21 protein-coding genes are annotated in these 22,012 nt (G+C 70.1%); 17 read left to right on the top strand and 4 right to left on the bottom strand.

Going from position 1 to position 22,012, the window contains the following annotated elements:
• Nucleotides 1-9 precede the first annotated feature (9 nt).
• Together HD557_RS17285 and HD557_RS17280 are read right to left on the bottom strand one after the other, a co-directional pair.
• Nucleotides 10-1,014, bottom strand: coding sequence for a hypothetical protein (locus HD557_RS17285; protein ID WP_196874766.1), 1,005 nt, complete (start codon nt 1,012-1,014; stop codon nt 10-12).
• On the bottom strand, nt 1,011-1,874 hold the full coding sequence (locus HD557_RS17280; protein WP_231380342.1) for a WD40 repeat domain-containing protein: 864 nt from the start codon (nt 1,872-1,874) through the stop codon (nt 1,011-1,013). The genes HD557_RS17285 and HD557_RS17280 overlap by 4 nt, the downstream gene beginning before the upstream one ends.
• 214 nt (nt 1,875-2,088) lie before the next feature.
• Here HD557_RS17280 and HD557_RS17275 point away from each other — a divergent pair, with 214 nt between their 5' ends.
• The 3 genes from HD557_RS17275 (at nt 2,089) to HD557_RS17265 (ending at nt 5,936) form a co-directional block, all read left to right on the top strand.
• Nucleotides 2,089-3,849, top strand: a complete 1,761-nt coding sequence (locus HD557_RS17275) for a proline--tRNA ligase (RefSeq protein WP_196874764.1) — start codon at nt 2,089-2,091, stop codon at nt 3,847-3,849.
• 117 nt (nt 3,850-3,966) lie between these two features.
• The gene (locus HD557_RS17270) at nt 3,967-5,211 is read left to right on the top strand and encodes an acetyl-CoA hydrolase/transferase C-terminal domain-containing protein (RefSeq protein ID WP_196874763.1); all 1,245 of its coding nucleotides are present in this window, start codon (nt 3,967-3,969) and stop codon (nt 5,209-5,211) included.
• Nucleotides 5,212-5,231: 20 nt separating this feature from the next.
• Nucleotides 5,232-5,936 carry an HAD family hydrolase gene (locus HD557_RS17265; RefSeq protein ID WP_008363236.1) on the top strand — a complete coding sequence of 235 codons (705 nt, stop codon included), beginning with the start codon at nt 5,232-5,234 and terminating at the stop codon, nt 5,934-5,936.
• Between the two features lie 223 nt (nt 5,937-6,159).
• Here the strand turns inward: HD557_RS17265 and HD557_RS17260 are convergent, their stop codons facing one another.
• Nucleotides 6,160-6,591: a DUF4439 domain-containing protein gene (locus tag HD557_RS17260; protein WP_008363234.1), complete on the bottom strand. Its 432-nt coding sequence runs from the start codon at nt 6,589-6,591 to the stop codon at nt 6,160-6,162.
• A complete protein-coding gene (locus HD557_RS17255) occupies nt 6,588-7,025 on the bottom strand; it encodes a hypothetical protein (protein ID WP_196874762.1) in 438 nt (145 codons plus the stop codon). The genes HD557_RS17260 and HD557_RS17255 overlap by 4 nt, the downstream gene beginning before the upstream one ends.
• Before the next feature lie 168 nt (nt 7,026-7,193).
• Here HD557_RS17255 and rimP point away from each other — a divergent pair, with 168 nt between their 5' ends.
• The 14 genes from rimP (at nt 7,194) to HD557_RS17185 (ending at nt 21,994) form a co-directional block, all read left to right on the top strand.
• Nucleotides 7,194-7,676 carry a ribosome maturation factor RimP gene (rimP, locus tag HD557_RS17250; RefSeq protein ID WP_040757156.1) on the top strand — a complete coding sequence of 161 codons (483 nt, stop codon included), beginning with the start codon at nt 7,194-7,196 and terminating at the stop codon, nt 7,674-7,676.
• A 3-nt stretch (nt 7,677-7,679) separates the two neighbouring features.
• Nucleotides 7,680-8,657: a transcription termination factor NusA gene (gene nusA, locus HD557_RS17245; protein ID WP_008363230.1), complete on the top strand. Its 978-nt coding sequence runs from the start codon at nt 7,680-7,682 to the stop codon at nt 8,655-8,657.
• A gap of 26 nt (nt 8,658-8,683) precedes the next feature.
• Nucleotides 8,684-9,517 (top strand): alpha/beta fold hydrolase, encoded by an 834-nt coding sequence (locus tag HD557_RS17240; RefSeq protein WP_196874761.1) that lies wholly within the window; start codon nt 8,684-8,686, stop codon nt 9,515-9,517.
• 77 nt (nt 9,518-9,594) lie between these two features.
• Nucleotides 9,595-9,957, top strand: a complete 363-nt coding sequence (locus HD557_RS17235) for a YlxR family protein (RefSeq protein WP_196874760.1) — start codon at nt 9,595-9,597, stop codon at nt 9,955-9,957.
• 93 nt (nt 9,958-10,050) lie between these two features.
• Complete coding sequence (gene infB / locus HD557_RS28775) at nt 10,051-12,957, top strand: translation initiation factor IF-2 (protein ID WP_196874759.1); 2,907 nt, start codon at nt 10,051-10,053, stop codon at nt 12,955-12,957.
• Nucleotides 12,958-13,161: 204 nt separating this feature from the next.
• Nucleotides 13,162-13,617 carry a 30S ribosome-binding factor RbfA gene (gene rbfA, locus HD557_RS17225; protein WP_040757153.1) on the top strand — a complete coding sequence of 152 codons (456 nt, stop codon included), beginning with the start codon at nt 13,162-13,164 and terminating at the stop codon, nt 13,615-13,617.
• Nucleotides 13,614-14,483, top strand: a complete 870-nt coding sequence (truB, locus tag HD557_RS17220; protein ID WP_196874758.1) for a tRNA pseudouridine(55) synthase TruB — start codon at nt 13,614-13,616, stop codon at nt 14,481-14,483. Before rbfA ends, truB begins: the two co-directional genes overlap by 4 nt.
• A gap of 36 nt (nt 14,484-14,519) precedes the next feature.
• Nucleotides 14,520-15,548 carry a hypothetical protein gene (locus tag HD557_RS17215; RefSeq protein ID WP_196874757.1) on the top strand — a complete coding sequence of 343 codons (1,029 nt, stop codon included), beginning with the start codon at nt 14,520-14,522 and terminating at the stop codon, nt 15,546-15,548.
• 38 nt (nt 15,549-15,586) lie between these two features.
• Complete coding sequence (locus HD557_RS17210) at nt 15,587-16,507, top strand: bifunctional riboflavin kinase/FAD synthetase (RefSeq protein WP_196874756.1); 921 nt, start codon at nt 15,587-15,589, stop codon at nt 16,505-16,507.
• 49 nt (nt 16,508-16,556) lie between these two features.
• Nucleotides 16,557-17,426: a hypothetical protein gene (locus HD557_RS17205; RefSeq protein WP_196874755.1), complete on the top strand. Its 870-nt coding sequence runs from the start codon at nt 16,557-16,559 to the stop codon at nt 17,424-17,426.
• Nucleotides 17,427-17,527: 101 nt separating this feature from the next.
• Complete coding sequence (locus HD557_RS17200) at nt 17,528-17,854, top strand: PadR family transcriptional regulator (RefSeq protein ID WP_176884102.1); 327 nt, start codon at nt 17,528-17,530, stop codon at nt 17,852-17,854.
• A 79-nt stretch (nt 17,855-17,933) separates the two neighbouring features.
• Nucleotides 17,934-19,127, top strand: coding sequence for an HAAS signaling domain-containing protein (locus HD557_RS17195; RefSeq protein WP_196874754.1), 1,194 nt, complete (start codon nt 17,934-17,936; stop codon nt 19,125-19,127).
• A 300-nt stretch (nt 19,128-19,427) separates the two neighbouring features.
• Complete coding sequence (rpsO, locus tag HD557_RS17190; protein WP_008363208.1) at nt 19,428-19,703, top strand: 30S ribosomal protein S15; 276 nt, start codon at nt 19,428-19,430, stop codon at nt 19,701-19,703.
• Nucleotides 19,704-19,915: 212 nt separating this feature from the next.
• On the top strand, nt 19,916-21,994 hold the full coding sequence (locus HD557_RS17185; RefSeq protein WP_196874753.1) for an MMPL family transporter: 2,079 nt from the start codon (nt 19,916-19,918) through the stop codon (nt 21,992-21,994).
• Nucleotides 21,995-22,012: the final 18 nt, after the last annotated feature.

The raw sequence follows: 22,012 nt of genomic DNA, 5'->3' as shown, positions 1-22,012 counted from the left end.
GGCGATGTTCTAGGAGTACGCCCGCCAGGCGCGTTCGCAGTCGGTGGCCTCACAGCGCACCAGCCATCCGCCGCTGCCGTTACCCGGGTAGGACCGCATCAGGATCCGGGTGTTGGTCTCCCAGGCGTACATCCACAGCCCGTTGGGGTTGCGATAGGTGGTCAGCAGCGTGCCGCGGAGGCTGCGGCGGCGCACGACGTCGGCGTGGTTCTCGTGCTCGATCGCGTTGGTCGCGAACCGGGCGCCGTCGGGTGCGAACGACGCCACCGCCTCGAGGCAGCCGCGCCACAGCGTGGTGGCGGGAGCGGACACGGTGGAGACCACCGAGCAGGCGTCGAGGTTCGACGGGTCCTTCGTGTACGTCGCCAGCCGGTTGGACGCGAAGCTCCCGGCGTATGCGCTGCGGGACGCGATCGTCCGGATCGTCCCGGCCTTCCAGTCCCACACGAACGTGCGCGGAGTGCTGAAGCCGCCTATCAGCACGCGGGTGCCGCTCGCGTCGACCGGTTCGGGCCGGGTCGCCGCCCTGAAGGTGCGTCCGGCGACCGTGGCCGCGGTGGTGGCGTTGCGCACGACGACTCGGATGCCACCGGTGCTCGGGTAGGACGTGTGCAGCAGATAGCGGCCGTCGGCCGAGAGCCGTGCCTTCGCCGAGTAGTGCAGGTTGGCGAGCGTCTTCTGCGGGACGTCGAGCTGGACGCGGACGATCCGGTCGATGTCCCGGTTGGTGACCCGCAGGACGAAGCCCTTCCCGGACCGGCCGAGCAGCGTGAACTCGTCGAGCTCGTCGCCCACGAGGGCGACCGGCGTCTTCATGCCGGTCGCCGGGTCGACCACCGAGACCGACTCGGACGAGGGCCGATGCAGGTAAGGCACCGTCGGACGCTCGCCGACGGGCAGGGGCAGGGGACGTACGTCGACGGTCGGAGCCGCGGATGCCGGTGAGGTGAGCAGTGAGAGCGCGGTGGCGGCCAGGGTGATGCCTGCCAGGACGCGGATGAGTGTCGTCTTCATGTCAGGTCCTCGATGTGTCCCTTGGCGGCGCGCTCGCAGACTGCGGCCTCGCAGCGGACCAGCCAGTTGGTCGTTCGGTCGTTGGGGTAGGACTTCAGCAGGATCCGGGAGTTGGTCTCCCAGGCCGCTGCCCAGACCCCGTTCATGTTGGTGTAGGTGGTCAGCAGGGTGCCGTTGAGGCTGCGGCGCTTCACGTTCGCGATGCCGCCGTCATTCGGTTCGGTGGCGATCCGAGCGCCGTCCGGCGAGAAGGAGGCGACCTTCTCGGTGCACGTGCGCCAGGTCGTCGTGCCAGGGGTGGAGATCTTCGAGACGTACGTGCACTCCGGCTGTCCCGAGAACGCGTCATAGGTCGCGAGCCGGTCGGAGGCGTAGGAAGCCACGTACGCCGTCCGGTTCCCGATCGTGACGATGGCCCCGGTCTTCCAGTTCCAGGTGAGCGTCCGGGCAGGCGAATGGGCGCCCATCAGGACCGTCGTTCCGCGTACGTCGAGGGGAATCACGCGAGAGCTGACCCGGAACGTGCGGCGAGCGATCTGCTGTCCCGTCGCGGCGTCAAGGACACGCGCGACGGCGTTGTCGTTCGGATAGGTGAGCAGCAGCAGGTAGCGGCCGTCGGAGGTGAGCCTCGCGTCCTCGGCCAGGCTCAGGTCGACGAGCTGCTTCGGGGCCTTTCCCGGTCCCACACGCACGATGCGGTGCTCCGGGAAGACGCGTACCAGATAGCCGTTGCCCGAGGCACCGAGGAGATTGGCGTGGCCGGAGTCCGACATCGGGATCGAGAGCCTCGTCTCCCCGTCGACGACGTCGAAGTCGCCCACCGAGCCGGCGATGTAGGGGACCGTCGGCGGCGCTCCCATGGGTAGCGGGAGCGGACGGACGCTGACTGATGTGGCGGCAGAAGCCGGTGACAGGAGTGTCACCGGGAGCATGAGAGCAGCAAGGATGGCCGTGGCCAGTGCCGGGATTCGGATACCTCTCATGAAAGTTAAGATGCGCGGGCCGCCGCCGCGGTTGCAACGCCAATTCCAACCGGTTCGCGGGAGCGGTCCGGCGCGCCGTACGCTTGCCCGCATGATCGCCCGTATGTCGACCCTGTTCGTGCGGACCCTGCGTGAGGATCCCGCCGACGCCGAGGTCGCGAGCCACAAGCTGCTTGTCCGTGCCGGCTACATCCGCCGCGCCGCTCCGGGGATCTACTCCTGGCTGCCGCTGGGCCTGCGCGTGCTCGGCAAGGTCGAGCAGATCATCCGCGAGGAGATGGCCTCGATCGGCTCCCAGGAGGTGCACTTCCCGGCGCTGCTGCCCCGCGAGCCCTACGAGGCGACCGGCCGCTGGACGGAGTACGGCGACGGCATCTTCCGGCTCAAGGATCGCAAGGAGGCCGACTACCTGCTCGGCCCCACGCACGAGGAGATGTTCACGCTCCTGGTCAAGGACCTCTACGGCTCCTACAAGGACCTGCCGCTGTCGATCTACCAGATCCAGACCAAGTACCGCGACGAGGCTCGTCCCCGCGCGGGCCTGCTGCGCGGCCGTGAGTTCATCATGAAGGACTCCTACTCCTTCGACGTCTCCGACGAGGGCCTCGAGGCGGCCTACCAGGCCCACCGCGACGCGTACGTCCGGGTCTTCGACCGCCTCGGCTTCGAGTACGTCATCGTCAAGGCGACCTCCGGCGCGATGGGCGGCTCGGCCTCCGAGGAGTTCCTGGCCGTCTCCGAGGCCGGCGAGGACACCTTCGTACGCTCGCCCGGCGGCTACGCCGCCAACGTCGAGGCGGTCACGACGCTGGCCCCCGAGCCGATCTCCTACGACGGCGTCCCCGCTGCTCACGCCGAGGACACCCCCGAGACCCCCACGATCCAGACGCTCGTCGACCACCTCAACAAGGCGTTCCCGCGGGACGACCGTCCCTGGGAGGCCGGCGACACGCTGAAGAACGTGCTGCTGACGCTGCGCCACCCCGACGGCACCGTCGAGCCGCTCGCGGTCGGCCTGCCCGGCGACCGCGACGTCGACATCAAGCGTCTCGAGGGCCAGCTGGAGCCGATCGAGGTCGAGCCCATGGACGACGTCGAGCTCAAGAAGCACGCCTCGCTCGTGAAGGGCTACATCGGACCCGAGGTGCTCGGCGAGAAGTCCGAGTCCGGGATCCGCTACCTCGTCGACCCGCGCGTGGTCACCGGCACCCGCTGGGTCACCGGCGCCAACGTCGAGGGCAAGCACGTCATCGACCTGGTCGCCGGCCGTGACTTCACCCCCGACGGTACCATCGAGGCCGCGGAGGTCCGCGAGGGCGACCCGGCTCCCGACGGCTCCGGCCCGCTGACGCTGGCCCGCGGCATCGAGATGGGCCACGTGTTCCAGCTCGGCCGCAAGTACGCCGACGCGCTCGGCCTGCAGGTGCTCGACGAGAACGGCAAGCTGGTCACCGTCACGATGGGCTCCTACGGCATCGGCGTCACCCGCGCCGTGGCCGCGATCGCCGAGGGCACCCTCGACGAGATCGGCCTCGCGTGGCCCCGCAACGTCGCTCCGTACGACGTCCACCTCGTCGCCACCGGCAAGGACTCGGCCGTCTTCGAGGCGGCCGCCACGCTCGCCGAGGAGCTCGAGGCCGCCGGCATCGACGTGCTCTACGACGACCGCCCCAAGGTCTCGCCCGGCGTGAAGTTCAAGGACGCCGAGCTCATCGGCGTCCCGACCATCGTCACCGTCGGCAAGGGCCTGGTCGAGGGCAAGATCGAGGTCAAGGACCGCAAGAGCGGCGAGAAGACCGAGGTCGCCCTCGCCGACGCCGTCGCCCACCTGACCGAGGTCGTCGCCGGCTGACCCACCCGCCGAATCTGTAGTTGTGGGCGACGAAGCTCGAGTTTCGTCGCCCACAACTACATTCTCGGCCGCCACTTCTGCGGATTCGGCGGTGGCGGTTGGGGCAAGATCGATCCCATGACGGGGGACAGGATTCTTGACCGTACGCTCGCCGGGCGGGTGACGAGCGCGGCGGAGGCGGCCGCGCAGATCGGCCCGGGGGAGACCGTGGCGCTCTCGGGGTTCGCCGGAGCCGGCCACCCGAAGGCCGTGCCGGAGGCGCTGGGCGAGGTCCAGGAGTGGCCGGAGGACGTCGACGTACGTCACTCGCGGGTCGCCCAGCACGCGGTCTCCGGCTTCTACGGCGCCCTGGACGTCGCGGTGGTCGAGGTGGCGGCGATGCTGCCCAACGGGCTGCTCGTCCCGGGAAGCAGCGTCGGCAACAACCAGACCTGGCTCGACCTCGCCGACACGGTGGTCCTCGAGGTCAACAGCTGGCACCCGCGCGGGTTCGAGGGGTTCCACGACATCCATCACGGCACCCGGCTGCCACCGCTGCGGGCGCCGATCCAGCTGACGACACCGACGCAGCGCATCGGTGACCCGTACCTCCTCGTCGATCCCGACAAGGTCGTCGCCGTCGTCCAGACCGACCGTCCCGATCCGGGCTCGCCGCCGAGCCCGATCGGGGAGGAGAGCCACGCGATGGCCGACCTGGTCGTGGACTTCCTCCGTCACGAGGTACGCCACGACCGACTCCACCACAGCCTGCTCCCGCTCCACGCCGGTGCCGGAGACGTCGGCGACGCGGTCCTCGCCGGCCTGCAGAAGGCCGAGTTCGAGCACCTGACGGCCTACACCGACACGATCCGGGACGGTCTCCTCGACCTGCTCGACTCCGGGAAGCTGATCGGGGTCTCGGCGACCTCCTTCGGCCTCTCCGAGGCGGGTGCGCGCCGGTTCAACGGCGACATCCACCACTACAAGGGCCGGCTCCTGCTGCGGCCGCAGGAGATCTCCAACCACCCCGAGGTCATCCGCCGGCTCGGCCTCATCGCGATCGACTCGATGACGGAGGCCGACATCCACGGCAACGTGAACGCCGCCGGGAGCTCGGGAGACTTCGCGAGCAACGCCCACCTCAACTTCTTCGTCGCGCCCTCGACGGCCGAGGACGGCGCCGTCTCGCGCATCGTGCCGTTCGTACGCCACGTCGACCACACCGCCCACGACGTCCAGGTGATCGTCACCGAGCAGGGCGTCGCCGACCTGCGGGGTCTCTCGCCCGCCGCCCGGGCCCGGCGGATCATCGACCGCTGCGCCCACCCCGACTTCCGCGAGCAGCTCACCGAGGCCGCCGAAACGGCGCGACCGTCCCGCTGAGGCGCCGCTAGGGTCGAGCCATGGCGATCGACGCGGTGATCTTCGACTGGGGCGGCACGCTGACGAAGTGGCACGACATCGACTTCCATGCGGAGTCGCTGGCGCTCGCCCAGGCGGTCAGAGGAGCCTGCGACGACGACCACCCGGTCAACGCGACCCGGCTCCACCAGGCCGGCGACACGATCTGGGCCCGGAGCCGCGACCACCAGCAGAGCTCCACGATCGACGATCTCTTCGCCGAGGCCGGACTGGAGCACGACCCGGAGCTGCTCGACGCCTACTACGAGTTCTGGGAGCCGCACACGCTGACCGACCCCGAGGTCGGGCCGCTGTGGGAGGCGCTCCGCGCCGACGGCGTACGTGTCGGGGTGCTGTCCAACACGATCTGGCCGCGCGCGTGGCACCGCGGGTTCTTCGAGCGCGACGGCGTGCTCGATCTGCTCGACGGTGACGTCTACACCTCCGAGGTCCCGTGGACGAAGCCGGCCGAGGAGGCGTTCCACGCGGCGATGGCGGCCGTGAAGGTCTCGGATCCGTCTCGATGCGTCTACGTGGGCGACAGGCTCTTCGACGATGTGTACGGTGCTCAGGAGGCCGGTCTTCGGGCGATCCACATCCCGCACAGCAACATCCCGAGCAGCCAGGTCGGCCACAGCGAGGGCTCCCCGGACGCCGTCGCCCACCGGTTGAGCGACATACACCACATCATCCGCTCCTGGGAATGACGCCAGAAAAGTTGCAAGTTCTTGCAATGCGCTTTTGCGGGTCTGGGCCACTCTGAGCGGGGATTGCATACTTCTGCAAGAGGGGTTCAGCCGAAGGCGACTTCTCAGGCCTCGTGTCCAGGCCAAAACCTGGCCCGCGAGCCGCCCGGTCTCGGGAGACATCTCGGGAGTCTCCCGCGCCGGACGGTTCGCGGGCCATCTCGGCTTTTCGGGCCTGAGTGGCTCAGGTCCCCGGGAACGCGGACGGCTTCGCGCCCAGATCGAGCTGCCGCGCGGCCGCCCGGCACAGCAGCTGGATCAGCAGGGTCCGGTCGGTGCCGGTCGCCTTCGGGGCCAGCGACAGGTAGGTCGCGGTGGTGTCCTTCTCGAGGCGCAGCGCCGCAGCGGCGATGCGGGCCTCGGTGCCGATCCGCCCGGGCAGGTCGTAGACGGCCGAGGGCGCGACCGGTTCGATCCCGGCGGCCACCACGTGCGCGGCCAGCGCCTCCCGGGCGTTCACGTGGTCGTCGTAGGCGTCGGTCAGCGCCCGCGCCAGGGCCGGTGCGGCGGAGGCGGAGGTGAGTCCGCCGAGCGCGCCGAGGACGAAGATCGCGGCGTGCTCGACGGCGAGTGCCGCCTGGACGGCCTCCGTCGAGGCGGTGTCCGCGGTCGTCATGCCAGCCCCCGTCCGTGGAGGAGCTGCTGCTGGCCGGCGGCGGCCGAGGCGAGCAGCGTGATCAGCTGCGGGTCCGCCGCGCGACCGGCTGCGGCGGTGAGCGTCGAGACCAGGGCCAGCTGTCGTTCCTGCCAGCGTCCGCTCGCGGGCGCGGCGGTCACCCCCTTGGTCGGCGCCAGCGCCTCGATGTGCACGCGGTGGAGCTGGACGAACGCCGCCGGAGCCCCGTCGTCGGCGCCGAGGATCTCCGCGACCGTGGCGTCGATCACACTCTGGTCGGGGTTGGCGGGGGCCGGGGGAGTGCTGGGTGGAGGGGCTTTGACATGATCCAGCGTCTCCGAGGCCGAACACGCCGAGGCGGCCAGCGGAGCGACCACGGCAGCACCCACGGCGGTGCGCCGAGAGAGCATCCGGAGGGCACGTGCGCTGGTCACGTGAGGAACCCTAACGACACCCCGCGGGAGCCGCGTCAGCGGCTTTCCAACACAGCCGCGCGGCGTTCGAGACACCCGAGGCGTACAGGTATGGTGTCACCAGAGGCGCCGCGTGCTCGGAGGCGCACGACAACAGGACCGGACAACAGGATGCAGGGGGAGATCGCGTTGAGTGCTGAGCGGAAGGACGCGATCGCGAGTGCCATCGACAAGGCCCTCGCCGACCCGCTCCAGGCCCTGGGTCTCGACATCGAGGCCGTGGAGATCACGCCGGCCGGCAAGCGCCGGATCCTGCGGATCGCCGTCGACAAGGACGGTGGGATCACCCATGAGGAGGTCACCGAGGCGACCCGTGAGGTCAACCGGGTCCTCGACGAGTCCGACGTCATGGGTGAGCAGCCCTACACGCTCGAGGTCACCTCTCCCGGTGTCGACCGGCCGCTGACCCTGCCGCGCCACTGGCGCCGCAACAAGGGTCGCCTGGTCAAGGTGACCGCCACCGACGGGTCCACGTTCACCGGACGCGTCAAGGAGTCCGACGAGGATCGGGTGAGCCTCGAGGTGAGCGGGAAGCGCCGCGAGGTGGCGTACGCGGACGTGAAGAAGGCGCTTGTGCAGATCGAGTTCAAGCGGATCGACGAGGGGGAGTAGGCCATGGACATCGATATGAGCATCCTGCGGATGCTGGAGCGGGAGCGGGAGATCTCGCTCGATGTGCTCGTCGAGGCGATCGAGCAGGGGCTGCTGACCGCCTATCACAAGACCGAGGGCGCCCAGACGAAGGCGCGGGTCGACCTGGACCGCAAGACCGGTCACGTCCGCGTGCTGGCCTCCGAGGTCGACGACGAGGGCAACGTCGTCGGGGAGTACGACGACACGCCCGAGGGCTTCGGCCGGATCGCGGCCACCACGGCCAAGCAGATCGTGCTGCAGCGGCTGCGCGACGCCGAGGACGACGTGAAGTTCGGTGAGTTCTCCGGCAAGGAGGGCGACATCCTCTCCGGCGTCATCCAGCAGGGCCGCAACCCCGACGACGTGCTCGTCGACCTGGGCCGGCTCGAGGGCGTCATCCCGCTCTCCGAGCGCGTGCCGGGCGAGGACTATGGCCACGGCACCCGGATCAAGGCCCTGGTCGTGAGCGTGCGCAAGGGCATGCGCGGACCGCAGATCACGCTCTCGCGCTCCCACCCCAACCTGGTCAAGAAGCTCTTCTCCTTCGAGGTGCCCGAGATCGCCGACGGCACCGTGGAGATCGCCGCGATCGCTCGCGAGGCGGGTCACCGCACCAAGATCGCGGTCAAGTCGACCGTCCCCGGCGTCAACGCCAAGGGTGCCTGCATCGGCCCGATGGGCCAGCGGGTCCGCCAGGTGATGTCCGAGCTGCAGGGCGAGAAGATCGACATCGTCGACTGGTCCGAGGACCCGAAGGTGCTCGTCGCCTCCGCCCTGTCGCCGGCCCGGGTCTCCTCGGTCGAGATCATCGACGAGGCGACGAAGTCCGCCCGCGTCGTGGTGCCCGACTACCAGCTCTCGCTGGCGATCGGCAAGGAGGGGCAGAACGCCCGCCTGGCGGCCCGCCTCACCGGCTGGCGCATCGACATCCGCTCCGACGAGGAGACCCCGGTCGCCTGAGTCCGGCGCGGCGTTAGCCTGTGCGCATGTCCAGCGTGCGTGAGACCACTCTGACCGACCCCGAGGGCGTCCTGCTGGAGCCGGAGGGGGCCACCACCGGCGTACTCGTCCTCTCGGGGTCCTCGGGACGGATCGAGACCGACCGGTGCCGGATGCTCGCCTCCCACGGGGTCGCCGCGGCGTCGATCCGCTACTTCCGTGGCCCCGGCCAGCCGGGAGAGGCCCGGCTGGTGCCGCTGGAGACGTTCGACGACGTCCTCACCGACCTCCACTCCCGCTACGAGCGGCTGGTGGTGCTCGGGACGTCCTGGGGTGCCCAGGCCGCGCTGCTGCTCGGCACCCTGCATCCCGAGATCGACGCGGTCGTGGCGATCTCCCCGACGTACGTCTCCTGGGCCGGCCTCAGCGACGAGCGGCCGCAGCGCTCCTCGTGGACGCTGCGCGGCGAGCAGGTGCCGTTCGTGCCCTTTGCCGACGAGGCGATCGAGGATGCCGTCAAGGAGGCCGACGGGGAGCTGCCGTCGTTCTGCGAGGCCTACCTCGCGGCCCTGGAGAAGTACGCCGACCGCGTCCCCGCGGCGACCATCCCGGTCGAGCGCATCGCCGGTGACGTCGTGGTGGTCGCCGGGGGAGACGACGCGCTGTGGCCCTCGGTCCTCTTCGCCGAGGCGGTCCGGCGGCGGCGTACGGCCCACGACCTGGAGACGATCGTGGTCACCCATCCGGAGGCCGGTCACCGGGTCGTGCTGCCGGGGGAGCCGGTGCTCCCGCCGAGCCGGACGCTCGCCTGGGGCGGGTCGGAGCGCGCCGACCGCGAGCTCGGGCTGCTGGCGTGGCCGGAGATCGCCGCCATCTTGTGAGCGCGGGTCACGGAATAAGAACGACCTGTGCCCCGGTTTCGTCTACCGAACCCCGGAAGCGGTAGTGTTAAGGATCGGTGGAACGCCTCGAAGAAACTACGCAGCACGGACCTGTCCGTACGTGCGTTGGTTGCCGGAAGCGAGCCGCCAAGCGCGAGTTGTTGCGGGTGACCGCCGGCTCGGACCGCAACGGCCAGCCGGCCGTGGTGCCCGATCCGACAGCCACCGCACCCGGGCGAGGGGCGCATCTGCACCCCACGCGTGAGTGCTACGAACTCGCGGTGCGCCGGAAGGCGTTCACCCGGGCCCTGTTCCCGAAAGGTAAGGGGGCCGAGGGCGGGCTTTCCAGCGCACCGGTGGAGGACTACCTCGACACGCGCCAGACACCCACGACCGTCGCCGACGGTCAACTGACCAGGAATTGGAGCAAAAGCTCATGAGCACTCGATGAGTACTTCGCGATGAGCGTGTTCTACACCCACTAGTGGTCACAGTTTTCACCCGGATTTGGGTCTGTGGCCAGAAGGAGAAGCGTGGCTAAGACCCGAGTCCACGAGCTCGCCAAAGAGTTCGGAGTCGAGAGCAAGTTCGTTCTCGAGAAGTTCAAGGAGATGGGTGAGTTCGTCAAGTCGGCGAGCTCGACCGTCGAGCTGCCTGCGGAGATGCGTTTCCGCAAGGAGATCGGCCCCGGCCTGAAGGCCGGCGGCAAGGGTGGTTCCGCGTCCACCGACGAGAAGCCTGCCCCCAAGCCCGGCCCGAAGCCGGCAGCTCCTAAGCCTGCGGCCCCCAAGAAGGCTGCGGACACGGCGCCCGAGAAGCCTGCCGAGGCGCCCGCTGCGTCCAAGCCGGCCGCGCCCAAGCCCGGCCCGAAGCCCCCGGCCAAGAAGGCCGAGGCCGCACCGGTCGCGCCTGCGGCGTCGGCATCGGCGCCCACCGCGCCCAAGCCCAGCCCGAAGCCGGCGGCTGCCAAGCCGGGTGCGCCCAAGCCTGGCGCCCCGAAGCCCGGCGCCCGTCCGCAGGCCCCCGCGGCCCGCGGTGGCGCGGGTGGCACCGGCGGCGCCGGTACCGGTCGTCCCGGACCGCGTCCGGTCGGCAAGCCCGGCGCTCCGCGCCCGGGCAACAACCCGTTCTCCTCCAACCAGGGCATGGGGCGTCCGCGTCCCGGCGGCCAGGGTGGAGGCCAGGGTGGCCAGGGCGGTGCCCCGGCCGGTGGCGACCAGCGTCCGCCGCGTCCTGCTGCCGCCCGTGAGGGTGGCCAGACCGGTGGCCGTCCCGGCATGCCGCGTCCCAACCCGGCGATGATGCCGAAGTCCCCGGCCGCGTTCGGTGCCCGTCCTGGTGGCGGTCCCGGTGGTCGTGCCGGTGCCCCGGGTCGTCCCGGTGGCGGCGGTCGTCCGGGCGCCGGTGGGCGTCCCGGTGGCGGCGGCGGTGCCGGTCGTCCCGGTGGCGGCGGCTTCGGCGGCGGTCCCGGTGGCGGTCGTCCCGGTGCCGGTCGTCCCGGCGGTCGCGGAACGACCCAGGGTGCCTTCGGTCGCCCGGGTGGTCCCTCGCGTCGTGGCCGGAAGTCGAAGCGGGCGCGTCGCCAGGAGTTCGAGGCCATGGAGGCCCCGACGATCGGTGGCATCCGCGTACGCAAGGGCAACGGGGAGACCGTGCGTCTCGCCCGTGGCGCCTCGCTGACCGACTTCGCCGAGAAGATCAACGTCGACCCGGCTCAGCTGGTGCAGATGCTGTTCGGCCTCGGTGAGATGGTCACCGCGACCGAGTCCGTCAACGACGAGACCCTCGAGCTGCTCGGTGAGGAGCTCAACTACGTCGTCCAGGTCGTCTCCCCGGAGGACGAGGACCGCGAGCTGCTGGAGTCCTTCGACATCGAGCTCGGCGACGAGGGCGACGAGTCCGACTGGACGGTCCGTCCGCCGGTCGTCACCGTCATGGGTCACGTCGACCACGGTAAGACCAAGCTGCTCGACGCCATCCGTGACGCCAACGTCATCGAGGGCGAGGCCGGTGGCATCACCCAGCACATCGGTGCCTACCAGGTCTCCACCGAGGTCGACGGCACCGAGCGCAAGATCACCTTCATCGACACCCCGGGTCACGAGGCGTTCACCGCCATGCGTGCCCGTGGTTCGCAGTCCTCGGACCTCGCGATCCTCGTGGTCGCGGCCGATGACGGTGTGATGCCGCAGACCATCGAGGCGCTCAACCACGCCAAGGCGGCCGGTGTCCCGATCGTGGTCGCGATCAACAAGATCGACAAGCCGGAGGCGGACCCGACCAAGGTCCGTGGCCAGCTGACCGAGTACGGCCTCATCCCCGAGGAGTACGGCGGCGACACGATGTTCGTCGAGATCTCGGCGAAGTCGCGGATCAACATCGATGGCCTCCTCGAGGCCGTCGTGCTGACCGCCGACGCCTCGCTCGACCTGCAGGCCAACGCCAGCCAGGACGCGCAGGGCATCGTGATCGAGGCTCACCTCGACCGTGGCCGCGGCCCGGTCGCGACCATCCTGGTCCAGCGCGGCACGCTGCGCGTGGGTGAGTCCATCGTCGCCGGCCCGGCCCACGGTCGTGTCCGCGCGATGATCGACGAGTACGGCCACGAGATCACCGAGGCGACCCCGTCGCGTCCGGCGATGGTCCTGGGTCTCTCGGCGGTGCCGGGTGCCGGTCAGAGCTTCCTGGTCGTCGAGGACGACCGGATGGCTCGCCAGATCGCCGAGAAGCGCGAGGCACGCGAGCGTGCCGCGCAGCAGGCCAAGCGCCGCGTACGCCGCACGCTGGAGGACTTCATGGCCTCCATGGAGAAGGGCGAGAGCCAGGAGCTCAACCTCATCCTCAAGGGCGACGTGTCCGGTTCGGTCGAGGCGCTCGAGGACGCACTGGCCAAGATCGACGTGGGTGGCGACGAGGTCTCCATCCGGGTCATCGACCGCGGTGTCGGTGCGATCACCGAGACCAACGTCGACCTGGCTGCTGCCTCCGACGCGATCATCATCGGCTTCAACGTCCGCCCGCAGGGCAAGGCGACGGAGATGGCCGACCGCGAGGGTGTCGAGATCCGCTACTACTCGGTCATCTACCAGGCGATCGAGGAGATCGAGGCGGCCCTCAAGGGCATGCTCAAGCCGGAGTACGAGGAGCGGGTCCTCGGTCAGGCGGAGATCCGTGCGATCTTCCGCTCGTCCAAGGCCGGAAACATCGCCGGTTGTATGGTCACCAGCGGTCTCATCCGCCGCAACGCCAAGGTTCGCGTCCTGCGCGACGGCGCCGTGGCGGCCGACAACCTCGACCTGGCCTCGCTGCGCCGCGAGAAGGACGACGCCTCCGAGGTCCGCGAGGGCTTCGAGTGCGGTCTGGTCCTGAAGAACTTCCAGGACATCAAGGAAGGCGACATCATCGAAGCCTTCGAGATGGTGGAGATTCCCCGGGGCTGATCCCCAACCCCTGCCGAGTCGGCGCATCTGTCCCGCACAGATGCGTCGACTCGGCGCGTTTGTCCCGGACGTACGTGTCGAGTCGGCGTGTCTGCCCCGGGAATACGCGCCGACTCGGCGCCAGTTCGTGAGACATGAGCGCCGACTCGGCGCTTCGAGTTGAGACATTAGCGCCGAATCGGCGCGGTTTGAGAGAGTGTGAACATGAGTAGCCCACGGGTTCGCCGGATCGCTGACCGGATCAAGGTCATCGTGGCGCAGATGCTGGAGCGGCGGATCAAGGATCCGCGGATCGGGTTCGTCACCGTCACCGACGTGCGAGTGACCGGAGACAGTCAGCAGGCGACGATCTTCTACACGGTGCTGGGCGCCGACTCGGAGGCCGAGCTGGCCGGCACGGCCGCGGCGCTGGAGTCGGCCAAGGGGCTGATCCGTTCCGAGGTCGCCAAGCAGCTCGGCACCCGCACCGCCCCGACGCTGGAGTTCATCCACGACGCGCTGCCGGAGACGGCCCGCCACCTCGACGACGTGCTCGCCCGCGCCAAGGCGCAGGACGACGCGGTCGCCGCCGCTCGTGGGGAGACCTACGCCGGCGAGGCCGACCCCTACAAGAAGCCCCGCGAGATCGAGGACGAGTGGGACGAGGACGAGGAGGAGTGAGTCCCTCCGGCCTCGTCATCGTCGACAAGCCTGCCGGGGTCACCTCCCACGACGTCGTCGCGCGCGTCCGGCGGTTGGCCGGCACCCGCAAGGTCGGGCATGCCGGCACCCTGGACCCGATGGCCACCGGCGTACTCGTCCTGGGGGTGGAGCGGGCCACCCGGCTCCTCGGCCACCTGATGCTGACCGAGAAGGCCTACTCCGCGACGGTGCGGCTCGGGGTCGCCACGACCACGGACGACGCCGAGGGTGAGGTCGTCGAGACGCGTTCCGCCGCCGGCCTCGACGAGGTGCGCGTACGCAGCGCCTTCGCCGCCCAGGTCGGCGACATCCTCCAGGTGCCGACCGCGGTGTCGGCGATCAAGGTCGACGGCAAGCGCGCCTACCAACGCGTACGCGACGGGGAGCAGGTCGAGCTGAAGGCCCGGCCGGTCACCGTGCACGAGCTCACCGTCGGCGAGCTCCGGCGCGAGGGCGACGTCGTCGATGTCGACATCTCGGTGCGCTGCTCCTCGGGCACCTACATCCGGGCGATCGCCCGCGACGTCGGGGAGGCGCTCGGCGTCGGTGGACACCTGACGATGCTGCGCCGCACCGCGGTCGGGCCCTACGATCTCGGCGTCGCCAGGACGCTCGACGAGCTCGCCGAGGAGTTCGCGGCGCTGCCGCTGGCCGAGGCCGCCCGCGCCGCGTTCACCTCCTACGACCTCTCCGAGGCGCAGGCCCAGGACGTCCGCTACGGCCGCAAGCTCGAGCTCGCGCTCGACGGGCTCACCGCGGTGTTCGCCCCCGACGGCGAGTTCCTGGCGCTCTACGAGCCGGTCGGCGCGACGACCGCGAAGGCGAGCGCGGTCTTCGTCGGGTGACCGAGGAACGGTAAAGCCTGCGAGGATGACGCGCTTGTGAAGCAGAACGGACCGGCCGAGGCGCTTCGGCTCACCGACTCGTGGTTCCGCCACAACGGCCTGACCTACTTCGTCCCCGAGGAGCGCGTCGCGGTGCGAGCGGCGATGCGGCCGCGGCGTACGGTCCGGGTGGGTCTGGTGGTCGTGGTCGTCGCCGTGGCTGCCGGGGTGGCGCTGGCATGGACCACCGGCGACCTCGGTGCGGCGCCGGCGCTGCTGCTGACCCTGGGCGGCGCCGCTGCCGGCTGGTACGCGCTGACCGCGATGCGGTTCCGGCCGATCCTGGTGTGGGCGATGGGGCGTACGTTCGGGTCCCTGACCAGACTGCTGCCGATGGCCCTGCGGGCCCTGCCGCTGCTGCTGCTCTTCATGACGTTCCTGTTCATCAACGCCGAGGTCTGGGAGATGTCGGCCAACCTCGACCTGGGCGCGTTGTGGCTGGTCACGCTGCTGTTCGCCGGGTCGGCGGTGGCGTTCCTGCTGGTCAGGCTGCCCGAGGAGGTGGACCGGATCGACGACGACGTGGACGCCGCCTTCCTGATGCGCACCTGCCGGGGAACGCCCCTGGAGGCCGCCTGTGCGGAGCTGGTCGAGGACGCCCGGGAGGGCCGCGGCGCCGACCCCGCGGAGCTCGCCCAGGTGACGGGCTTCGAGCGGTGGAACCTGGTCCTGGCGCTGCTCGTCATCCAGGCCACCCAGGTCGTGCTGATCGCGGTCGCCGTCTTCGCGTTCTTCCTCCTCTTCGGCGCGATCGTGATGACCGACGGGGTGCAGATGGGTTGGACCGGTCAGCAGTCGCTGCACAACCTGTCCTGGCTGCCGAACGTGTCGGGCGAGCTGGTGAAGGTCGCGTTGTTCCTCGCCGGGTTCTCCTCGCTCTACCTGACCGTCTCGACCGTGACGGACGAGACCTACCGCGAGCAGTTCTTCGGGACGGTGCTGCGCGAGATCGAGCGAGCCGTCGGGATGCGCGCGGTCTATCTGACGCTCCGTGCCCGACAGACGGCCCAGGTCACGTCCGAGTGAGCACTCCCCGATATTCTGTGGCCGTGTTGTGGCGAAGCTTGAGTGAGGTGCCGGCCGGCCTGGGGCGCACGTGCGTCGTCATCGGCAACTTCGATGGCGTCCACCTCGGGCACCAGCACGTGATCAGCCGGGGACGCGAGGTGGCGGACGCCAAGGACCTCACCCTGGTGGCGGTCACCTTCGACCCGCACCCGATGGCGGTGCTGCGGCCCGAGCACGCCCCCGGCGTGCTCACCACGATGGAGGAGCGCTCCGAGCTGCTGCACGCCGCCGGTGCCGACGCCGTGCTCGCGCTCCCGTTCGACATGGACATGGCCAACTGGTCGCCCGACGACTTCGCCCAGCGGGTCCTCGTCGACGCGTTGCACGCCGAGGCGTGCGTGGTCGGCGCCAACTTCCGCTACGGCTGCAAGGCCGCCGGCGACGTGGCCGACCTGATCGCCTACGGCAAGATCCACGACTTCTCCGCCGAGGGGATCCCGCTCGACGGCGGGCCCCAGGTGTGGTCCTCCACCTACATCCGTACGTGTCTGGCGACCGGTGACGTCACCGGTGCCGCCGAGGCGCTGGGCCGTCCCTACTCCGTGCGCGGCGTCGTCGTGAAGGGCGACCAGCGTGGCCGCGAGCTCGGCTTCCCGACCGCCAACGTGCCCACCGACTCGCTGACCGCGGTGCCGCCCGACGGCATCTACGCCGGCTGGCTGACCCGGCGCGACACGGGGGAGCGGTTCCCGGCCGCCATCTCGGTCGGCACCAACCCCACCTTCGAGGGCGTGGTCGGTCGCCGGGTCGAGTCCTACGTGCTCGACCGCGACGACCTGGAGCTCTACGGCGTCGAGGTCGAGGTCGCCTTCGTCGAGCGGCTGCGCGGCATGGTCGCCTTCGAGGGGATCGACGCGCTCGTCGAGCAGATGCACGCCGACGTGGAGCGGGCGCGCCAGATCCTTACCGAGTCGTAGATCCTGGCGGCCTGTTCAGCCGCGTCCAGGTGCGGTTGAATTGCTGGTTATGGATCCCCACTCCACGCCCACGTCCGTCTACGAGACCGAGGTCGAGGCCGAGCGCCCCCGCGGCGGCATCCCGGCCCTCCTCAACGCGGTCCTCGTCACCGGTGGGCTCTGGGCCCTGCAGTTCCTCTCCGGGTCGACCCCGTTCTCGACCTGGGCCGACGAGAACGGCACCAACTCGGCCGGCTGGGTGGCCTCGCTGCTCGGCGACAGGCTCACCTACTTCGGCAACAGCGGGTTCGGCGACCTCTTCTCCGGCGACGCCCTGGTGCACTCCGCGGTCCTCACCGCGACCGTCTTCGTGCTCACCTGGCTGCTGACCTGGCTCGGCACCGTCGGCATCTGGCCGCGCGCGTTCTGGCCGGTGTTCCTCGGCTGCTGGTTCGCCGCGATCGTCGCCACCGCCGCCGGCCAGGCCGCCGAGAGCATCTACGCCTACTTCAGCGACGGCCGCTCCGGGTGGCTGGTGGCCTCGCTCGACGACGTGATCGCGTCGGGGGCTGCGTACGGGCTGACGTACGGGTGGGCGATCGGCTTCTTGATCGCGCTGATCTGGCTCGCGGTGCCCGGCAAGCGGGACGAGGTGGAGGAGTACACGCCGATGTCCTCGCTCATCTCCGGTTCCGGGGGCGCGCCGGGCGGTGCGCCCGGCAGCACGCCCGGGGCGCCCGGTGGCTACGGCCAGCAGCTGCGTGCCAGCGTCGCCGTGCCGACCGCCCAGACGAGCCTGGCGCCCACCTCGCCCTCCGGGCGGCCCGCGCAGCCCGTCCAGGTGCGCACCTTCACCGGCCCCGTCCGCGGCGGCTCCGGACCGGCCGGCGACACGGCCGCCTGGAAGGACTTCGTCCGGGACGTACGCGGCCGCTCCTAGACGCCGCTCGAGGGCTGGGTCCTCGCCGCCGCCGAGCTTCTCGGCGGCGCGCGGTGCAATGCTCTGGCAAGTAGTGCGCACTGCGTAGTAGTGTGCGAAGCATGGATACCACCCAGCTGCTCAAAGGGGTGCTCGACCTGACCGTTCTGGCCGTCGTCGACGGCGAGGATGCGTACGGCTATGACATCGTCCGCAAGCTCCGCGACAGCGGGCTCACGGACGTCGGGGACGCGTCGGTCTACGGCACCCTGCGGCGGCTGTACGCCGCAGGCGCCCTGACCTCCTACGTCGTGCCGTCGGAGTCGGGTCCGCACCGCAAGTACTACGGCATCACGCCTGCCGGGCAAGGCCAGCTCAAGCAGCAGAGCGAGGACTGGTCCCACTTCTCCACCACTGTCACCGAGATCCTCCAAGGGGCACGCGCATGAACGAGCGTCAGCGAGTGAACAACAAGAACATCATGCCGCCGCGTCCGTATTCTGGCGCCTGCGCTACGGAGGTGGCGGCATGACGACCACAGATGCAGAGGCGAACGTCGCACCGGAGGTGCGGCTCTTCCTGGCTCGCGTACGCCGTGAGCTCGCCGATCTCGACCCGGAGGTGGTCAGCGACATCACCGACGGGCTCGAGGCCGACTTCACCGAGCTGGTCGAGGACCGTGGGCCCGACGCGCTCGGGGACCCGGTCGAGTACGCCAAGGAGCTGCGGGCCGCCGCCGGGATCCCGGTGGGCGTGCGGGCGCCTCGGGGGTTCGGCGAGCAGGTCGACGGGTTCCTCGACGCCGGCCACGCCCGCTTCGACGCCGCGGTCGCCAGGCTCGGTGAGCTGCTGCGTACGGATCTGGGGCCCGTGGTCGCCTGGCTGCGGCCGCTGTGGTGGATCGTGCGTGCCTGGGCGGCGGTCGCTCTGGTCTCGGCGGTGTTCGGCCTGAGCATGTCGAGCGCACCGGCGGTTCTGCTGCTCATCGCGGCGGTTGCGGTCAGCATGTTCATCGGCGCCGGCCGGGTCTGGCCGGGTGGTGAGCGGGGGACCCTCGCGCGCGTCGTGCTCCTGGTCCTGAACGTCTTCGCCGCCTTCGTGCTCTTCATGACCTGGGCGACGTGGGGTGGTGGCGGCGCCGACTACGACCGCGGCTGGAGCGACGGCTTCAACGAGGCCGGCGGCGCCTACGCGGCGCCGATCGACGAGCAGGCGGGCGTCTACTCCGGCGGCAGGTGGGTCAGCAACATCTACCCGTACGACGCCTCGGGCAAGCCGCTGACGGGCGTCCAGCTCTTCGACCAGGAGGGCAAGCCGATCGACGTCGTCACCCAGCCCGACTGCACCTCGACGAGTGCCGCGCCACTGCCGCCGCTGGCCGTCGACGAGCTGGACATGGCCGAGGTGGCCTGCACCGACGAGATGACCGGTGAGCCGCTCCAGCCGCGGATCTTCTACCCGTGGTCCAACGGTGCCGCGCAGCTCTACAACGTCTTCCCGCTGCCCAGCCGGGTCCAGCCGGAGACCGCGCTCGACCCGAACGCCTTCGCGGACGGGAGTGAGGACGCGCCGGCGATCCAGGAGCCACCGCTGGCCACCGTGCCGAAGGTGTCGCTGCCCGGGGTCACGACGAGCTCGCCGAGCGCATCCGCGAGCGCATCCCCGAGCGCATCTCCGAGCGCATCTCCGAGCGCGTCCGCGGGTACCGCCGACAAGCCATGACCCGACCGATGCAACCGATCTCCGTTCCGCAGCGTCGATCCATATGGCGGAGAGACGAGGGTGAGGAAGCGATGAAGCTCTGGTGGCGGTTGCGGCGGCTGGTGGCACGGCTCGTGCTCGTGGCCTGATATGGCGGCGATTCGGGGCGCACCCCGGCTCGCTGTTAGTCTTCTCGGGTTGTCGTCCCATGGGGTCGGCAGCTCAAGCCGTGAAATCGGCCGCGGACCAAGAGTGCCCCGGTGAACAGGCCCGGGCGCGCCGCGCAACGAGTAGGCCCACGGGCCGGAAGGGAGCCTTCGCATGGCAGTTGGAACTGACGCGGAGACCAAGAAGAAGATCATCGCCGAGTACGCCACGACCGAGGGTGACACCGGCTCGCCGGAGGTGCAGATCGCGCTGCTGTCGCACCGCATCTCCCACCTGACCGACCACCTCAAGGAGCACAAGCACGACCACCACAGCCGTCGTGGTCTGCTGCTGCTCGTCGGCCAGCGCCGCCGCCTTCTCAACTACCTTCAGAAGAAGGACATCGAGCGCTACCGCTCGATCATTGAGAAGCTCGGCCTCCGTCGCTGATCCAGCGCCGCGATGCACGCGCGCTGACGGCGTTGGGGGCGTTCGACAACCCGCTTCGCTTGACGGTTGCCTTCACGCCCCCGCCTTGTCATCGCACGCACCTCGCGACGCTGCTTGATCTTCGTGAGCAACGGGCCGTCCCCACTCGGGGGCGGCCCGTTCGCCTGTTTTGGGGTCGTTCGAGCGGGTGCATCGGGCGCAGGCTTGAGACCGTGCATCGACAGATCGCGGGCACGCTGACCGGGCCCAGGACCAAGTACGTCGTCGTGGTGCTCTGGCTGCTCGCGCTGGTGGCCTTCGGCGGTTTCGCCGGGAAGCTCACCGAGGTGCAGAACAACGAGGCCGCCTCCTGGCTGCCGGCCTCGGCGGAGTCGACCCGCGGGTTCGAGAGGATGAGTCCCTTCCAGAACCCGAACGCGATCCCCACCACGCTCGTCTACACCTCGACCACGGTCACCGGCGAGGACCTCGCCGGCGTCGCCTCGGGCGACATCGCCGAGCTCGGCGGGCTCGACGGGGTCGAGGGCGAGATCGCGCCGCCGCTGCTGTCGCAGGACGGCGAGGTCGCCCAGCTCACGGTGACCTTCGACCTCGGTTCGGACGGCTGGAGCAAGATGCCCGGCATCGTCGACGACATCCGGGAGATCGCCGACCACGACGACGTACGGCTGCACGTCACCGGCCAGGGTGGCTCCGCCGCCGACGCCGCGGAGGCGTTCGGCGGCATCGACACGACGCTGCTCGCGGCCGCGCTGGTCGTGGTGGTGGTCATCTTGCTGTTCGTCTATCGCAGCCCCGTGCTCTGGGTCTTCCCGATCGTCTCGGTGGTGGTCGGGCTGGGCGTGACGATGGGCCTGGTCTACTTCCTGGCCAAGGACGCGGGACTGACGGTGAACGGCCAGAGCCAGGCCATCTTGAGCATCCTGGCGATCGGCGCCGGAACCGACTACGCCCTGCTGCTGGTCTCCCGCTATCGCGAGGAGCTGCGCAACTTCGAGGACCGCCACGAGGCGATGGCGCACGCGCTGCACCGTGCCGCGCCCGCGATCCTCGCCAGCGCCGTGACCGTCATCCTGGCCATGCTGTGCCTGACCTTCGCCGAGATGAACTCGACCTCGGGGATGGGGCCGGTCGTCGCCGTCGGGATCGCGGTGACCTACCTGGTGATGGTCACCCTGCTGCCGGCACTGCTGGTCATCTGCGGCCGGTGGGTCTTCTGGCCGAAGCGCCCGGCGTACGGATCGGCGGAGCCGACCGAGACCGGCCTGTGGGCGAGGGTCGGCGCGATCGTCTCGGTCCGGCCGCGCGTGATCTGGATCGTCACCACCGGCCTCCTGCTCGTCGCGTGCCTCGGTCTGCTGCGGCTCGACGCCAACGGGCTGGCCTCCGACGAGACCTACACCGAGGAGTTCGACTCGATCACCGGCCTGCAGGTCCTGGTCGACCACGACATGGCCGACCAGTCCAACCAGCTGCTCGTGGTCGCCGACGCGGCGACGCAGACGCAGGTGCAGCAGGCGCTCGACGGGGTGGAGGGGCTGGTGCCGACCGAGACCCCGGCGGGGGAGATGAAGAGCTTCCCGCTCGGCCCGCCCCAGGACGGCGTCGTCGCGATCGCGGCGGTGGTCGACGCCGACGTGACCTCGCCCGAGGCGTACGACATCGTCGGCGCCGCGCGCTCGGCGGTGCACGACGTGGACGGATCGGGCGCGCTGGTCACGGGCACCTCGGCGATGATGTTCGACACCCTCGAGGCCAGCCAGCGCGACGACCTCGTGATCATCCCGATCGTCCTGGTGGTCGTGCTGCTGGTGCTGATGGTGCTCCTGCGGGCGCTGGTCGCCCCGTTGATCCTGCTCGGCACGGTGATCCTGTCGTTCGGGGCGGCCCTCGGCATCTCGGTCCTGCTGTTCGAGTACGTCTTCGGGTTCGCCGGGACGGACCCGGCGTTCCCGCTGTTCGCCTTCGTGTTCCTGGTCGCGCTGGGCATCGACTACAACATCTTCCTGATGACGCGGGTGCGTGAGGAGGCGGAGGTCCGCGGCACCCGGGAGGGGTCGCTCGTCGGCCTGACCTCGACCGGCGGGGTGATCACGTCGGCGGGGGTCGTCCTGGCGGCGACGTTCCTGGTGCTCGGCTCGCTGCCGATGGTCTTCCTGGCCGAGATCGGGGTGACCGTCGCGCTGGGGGTCATGCTCGACACGATGATCGTCCGGTCGATCCTGGTCACGGCGATCAACCTCGACGCCGGGGACCGGATCTGGTGGCCGAGCAGACTGGCGAAGCGTTAACAACAGTAAGTTGGTCAT

It is taken from the genome of Nocardioides luteus (genome assembly GCF_015752315.1).
Classification (GTDB): Bacteria; Actinomycetota; Actinomycetes; order Propionibacteriales; family Nocardioidaceae; genus Nocardioides.
The sequence above is the reverse complement of the archived record's forward strand: the minus strand, read 5'-3'. Positions and strand labels throughout refer to the sequence as shown.

Bases quoted from the DNA above. Each gene is read 5' to 3' on its own strand.
- HD557_RS17205 (WP_196874755.1), top strand. From the start codon at position 16,557: ATGGATCCCCACTCCACGCCCACGTCCGTCTACGAGACCGAGGTCGAG.
- HD557_RS17280 (WP_231380342.1), bottom strand. From the start codon at position 1,874: ATGGGAGCGCCGCCGACGGTCCCCTACATCGCCGGCTCGGTGGGCGAC.
- HD557_RS17260 (WP_008363234.1), bottom strand. From the start codon at position 6,591: ATGACGACCGCGGACACCGCCTCGACGGAGGCCGTCCAGGCGGCACTC.
- HD557_RS17265 (WP_008363236.1), top strand. From the start codon at position 5,232: ATGGCGATCGACGCGGTGATCTTCGACTGGGGCGGCACGCTGACGAAG.
- rbfA (WP_040757153.1), top strand. From the start codon at position 13,162: ATGAGTAGCCCACGGGTTCGCCGGATCGCTGACCGGATCAAGGTCATC.
- HD557_RS17275 (WP_196874764.1), top strand. From the start codon at position 2,089: ATGATCGCCCGTATGTCGACCCTGTTCGTGCGGACCCTGCGTGAGGAT.
- HD557_RS17270 (WP_196874763.1), top strand. From the start codon at position 3,967: ATGACGGGGGACAGGATTCTTGACCGTACGCTCGCCGGGCGGGTGACG.
- nusA (WP_008363230.1), top strand. From the start codon at position 7,680: ATGGACATCGATATGAGCATCCTGCGGATGCTGGAGCGGGAGCGGGAG.
- rpsO (WP_008363208.1), top strand. From the start codon at position 19,428: ATGGCAGTTGGAACTGACGCGGAGACCAAGAAGAAGATCATCGCCGAG.
- HD557_RS17285 (WP_196874766.1), bottom strand. From the start codon at position 1,014: ATGAAGACGACACTCATCCGCGTCCTGGCAGGCATCACCCTGGCCGCC.
- HD557_RS17240 (WP_196874761.1), top strand. From the start codon at position 8,684: ATGTCCAGCGTGCGTGAGACCACTCTGACCGACCCCGAGGGCGTCCTG.
- HD557_RS17200 (WP_176884102.1), top strand. From the start codon at position 17,528: ATGGATACCACCCAGCTGCTCAAAGGGGTGCTCGACCTGACCGTTCTG.
- HD557_RS17195 (WP_196874754.1), top strand. From the start codon at position 17,934: ATGACGACCACAGATGCAGAGGCGAACGTCGCACCGGAGGTGCGGCTC.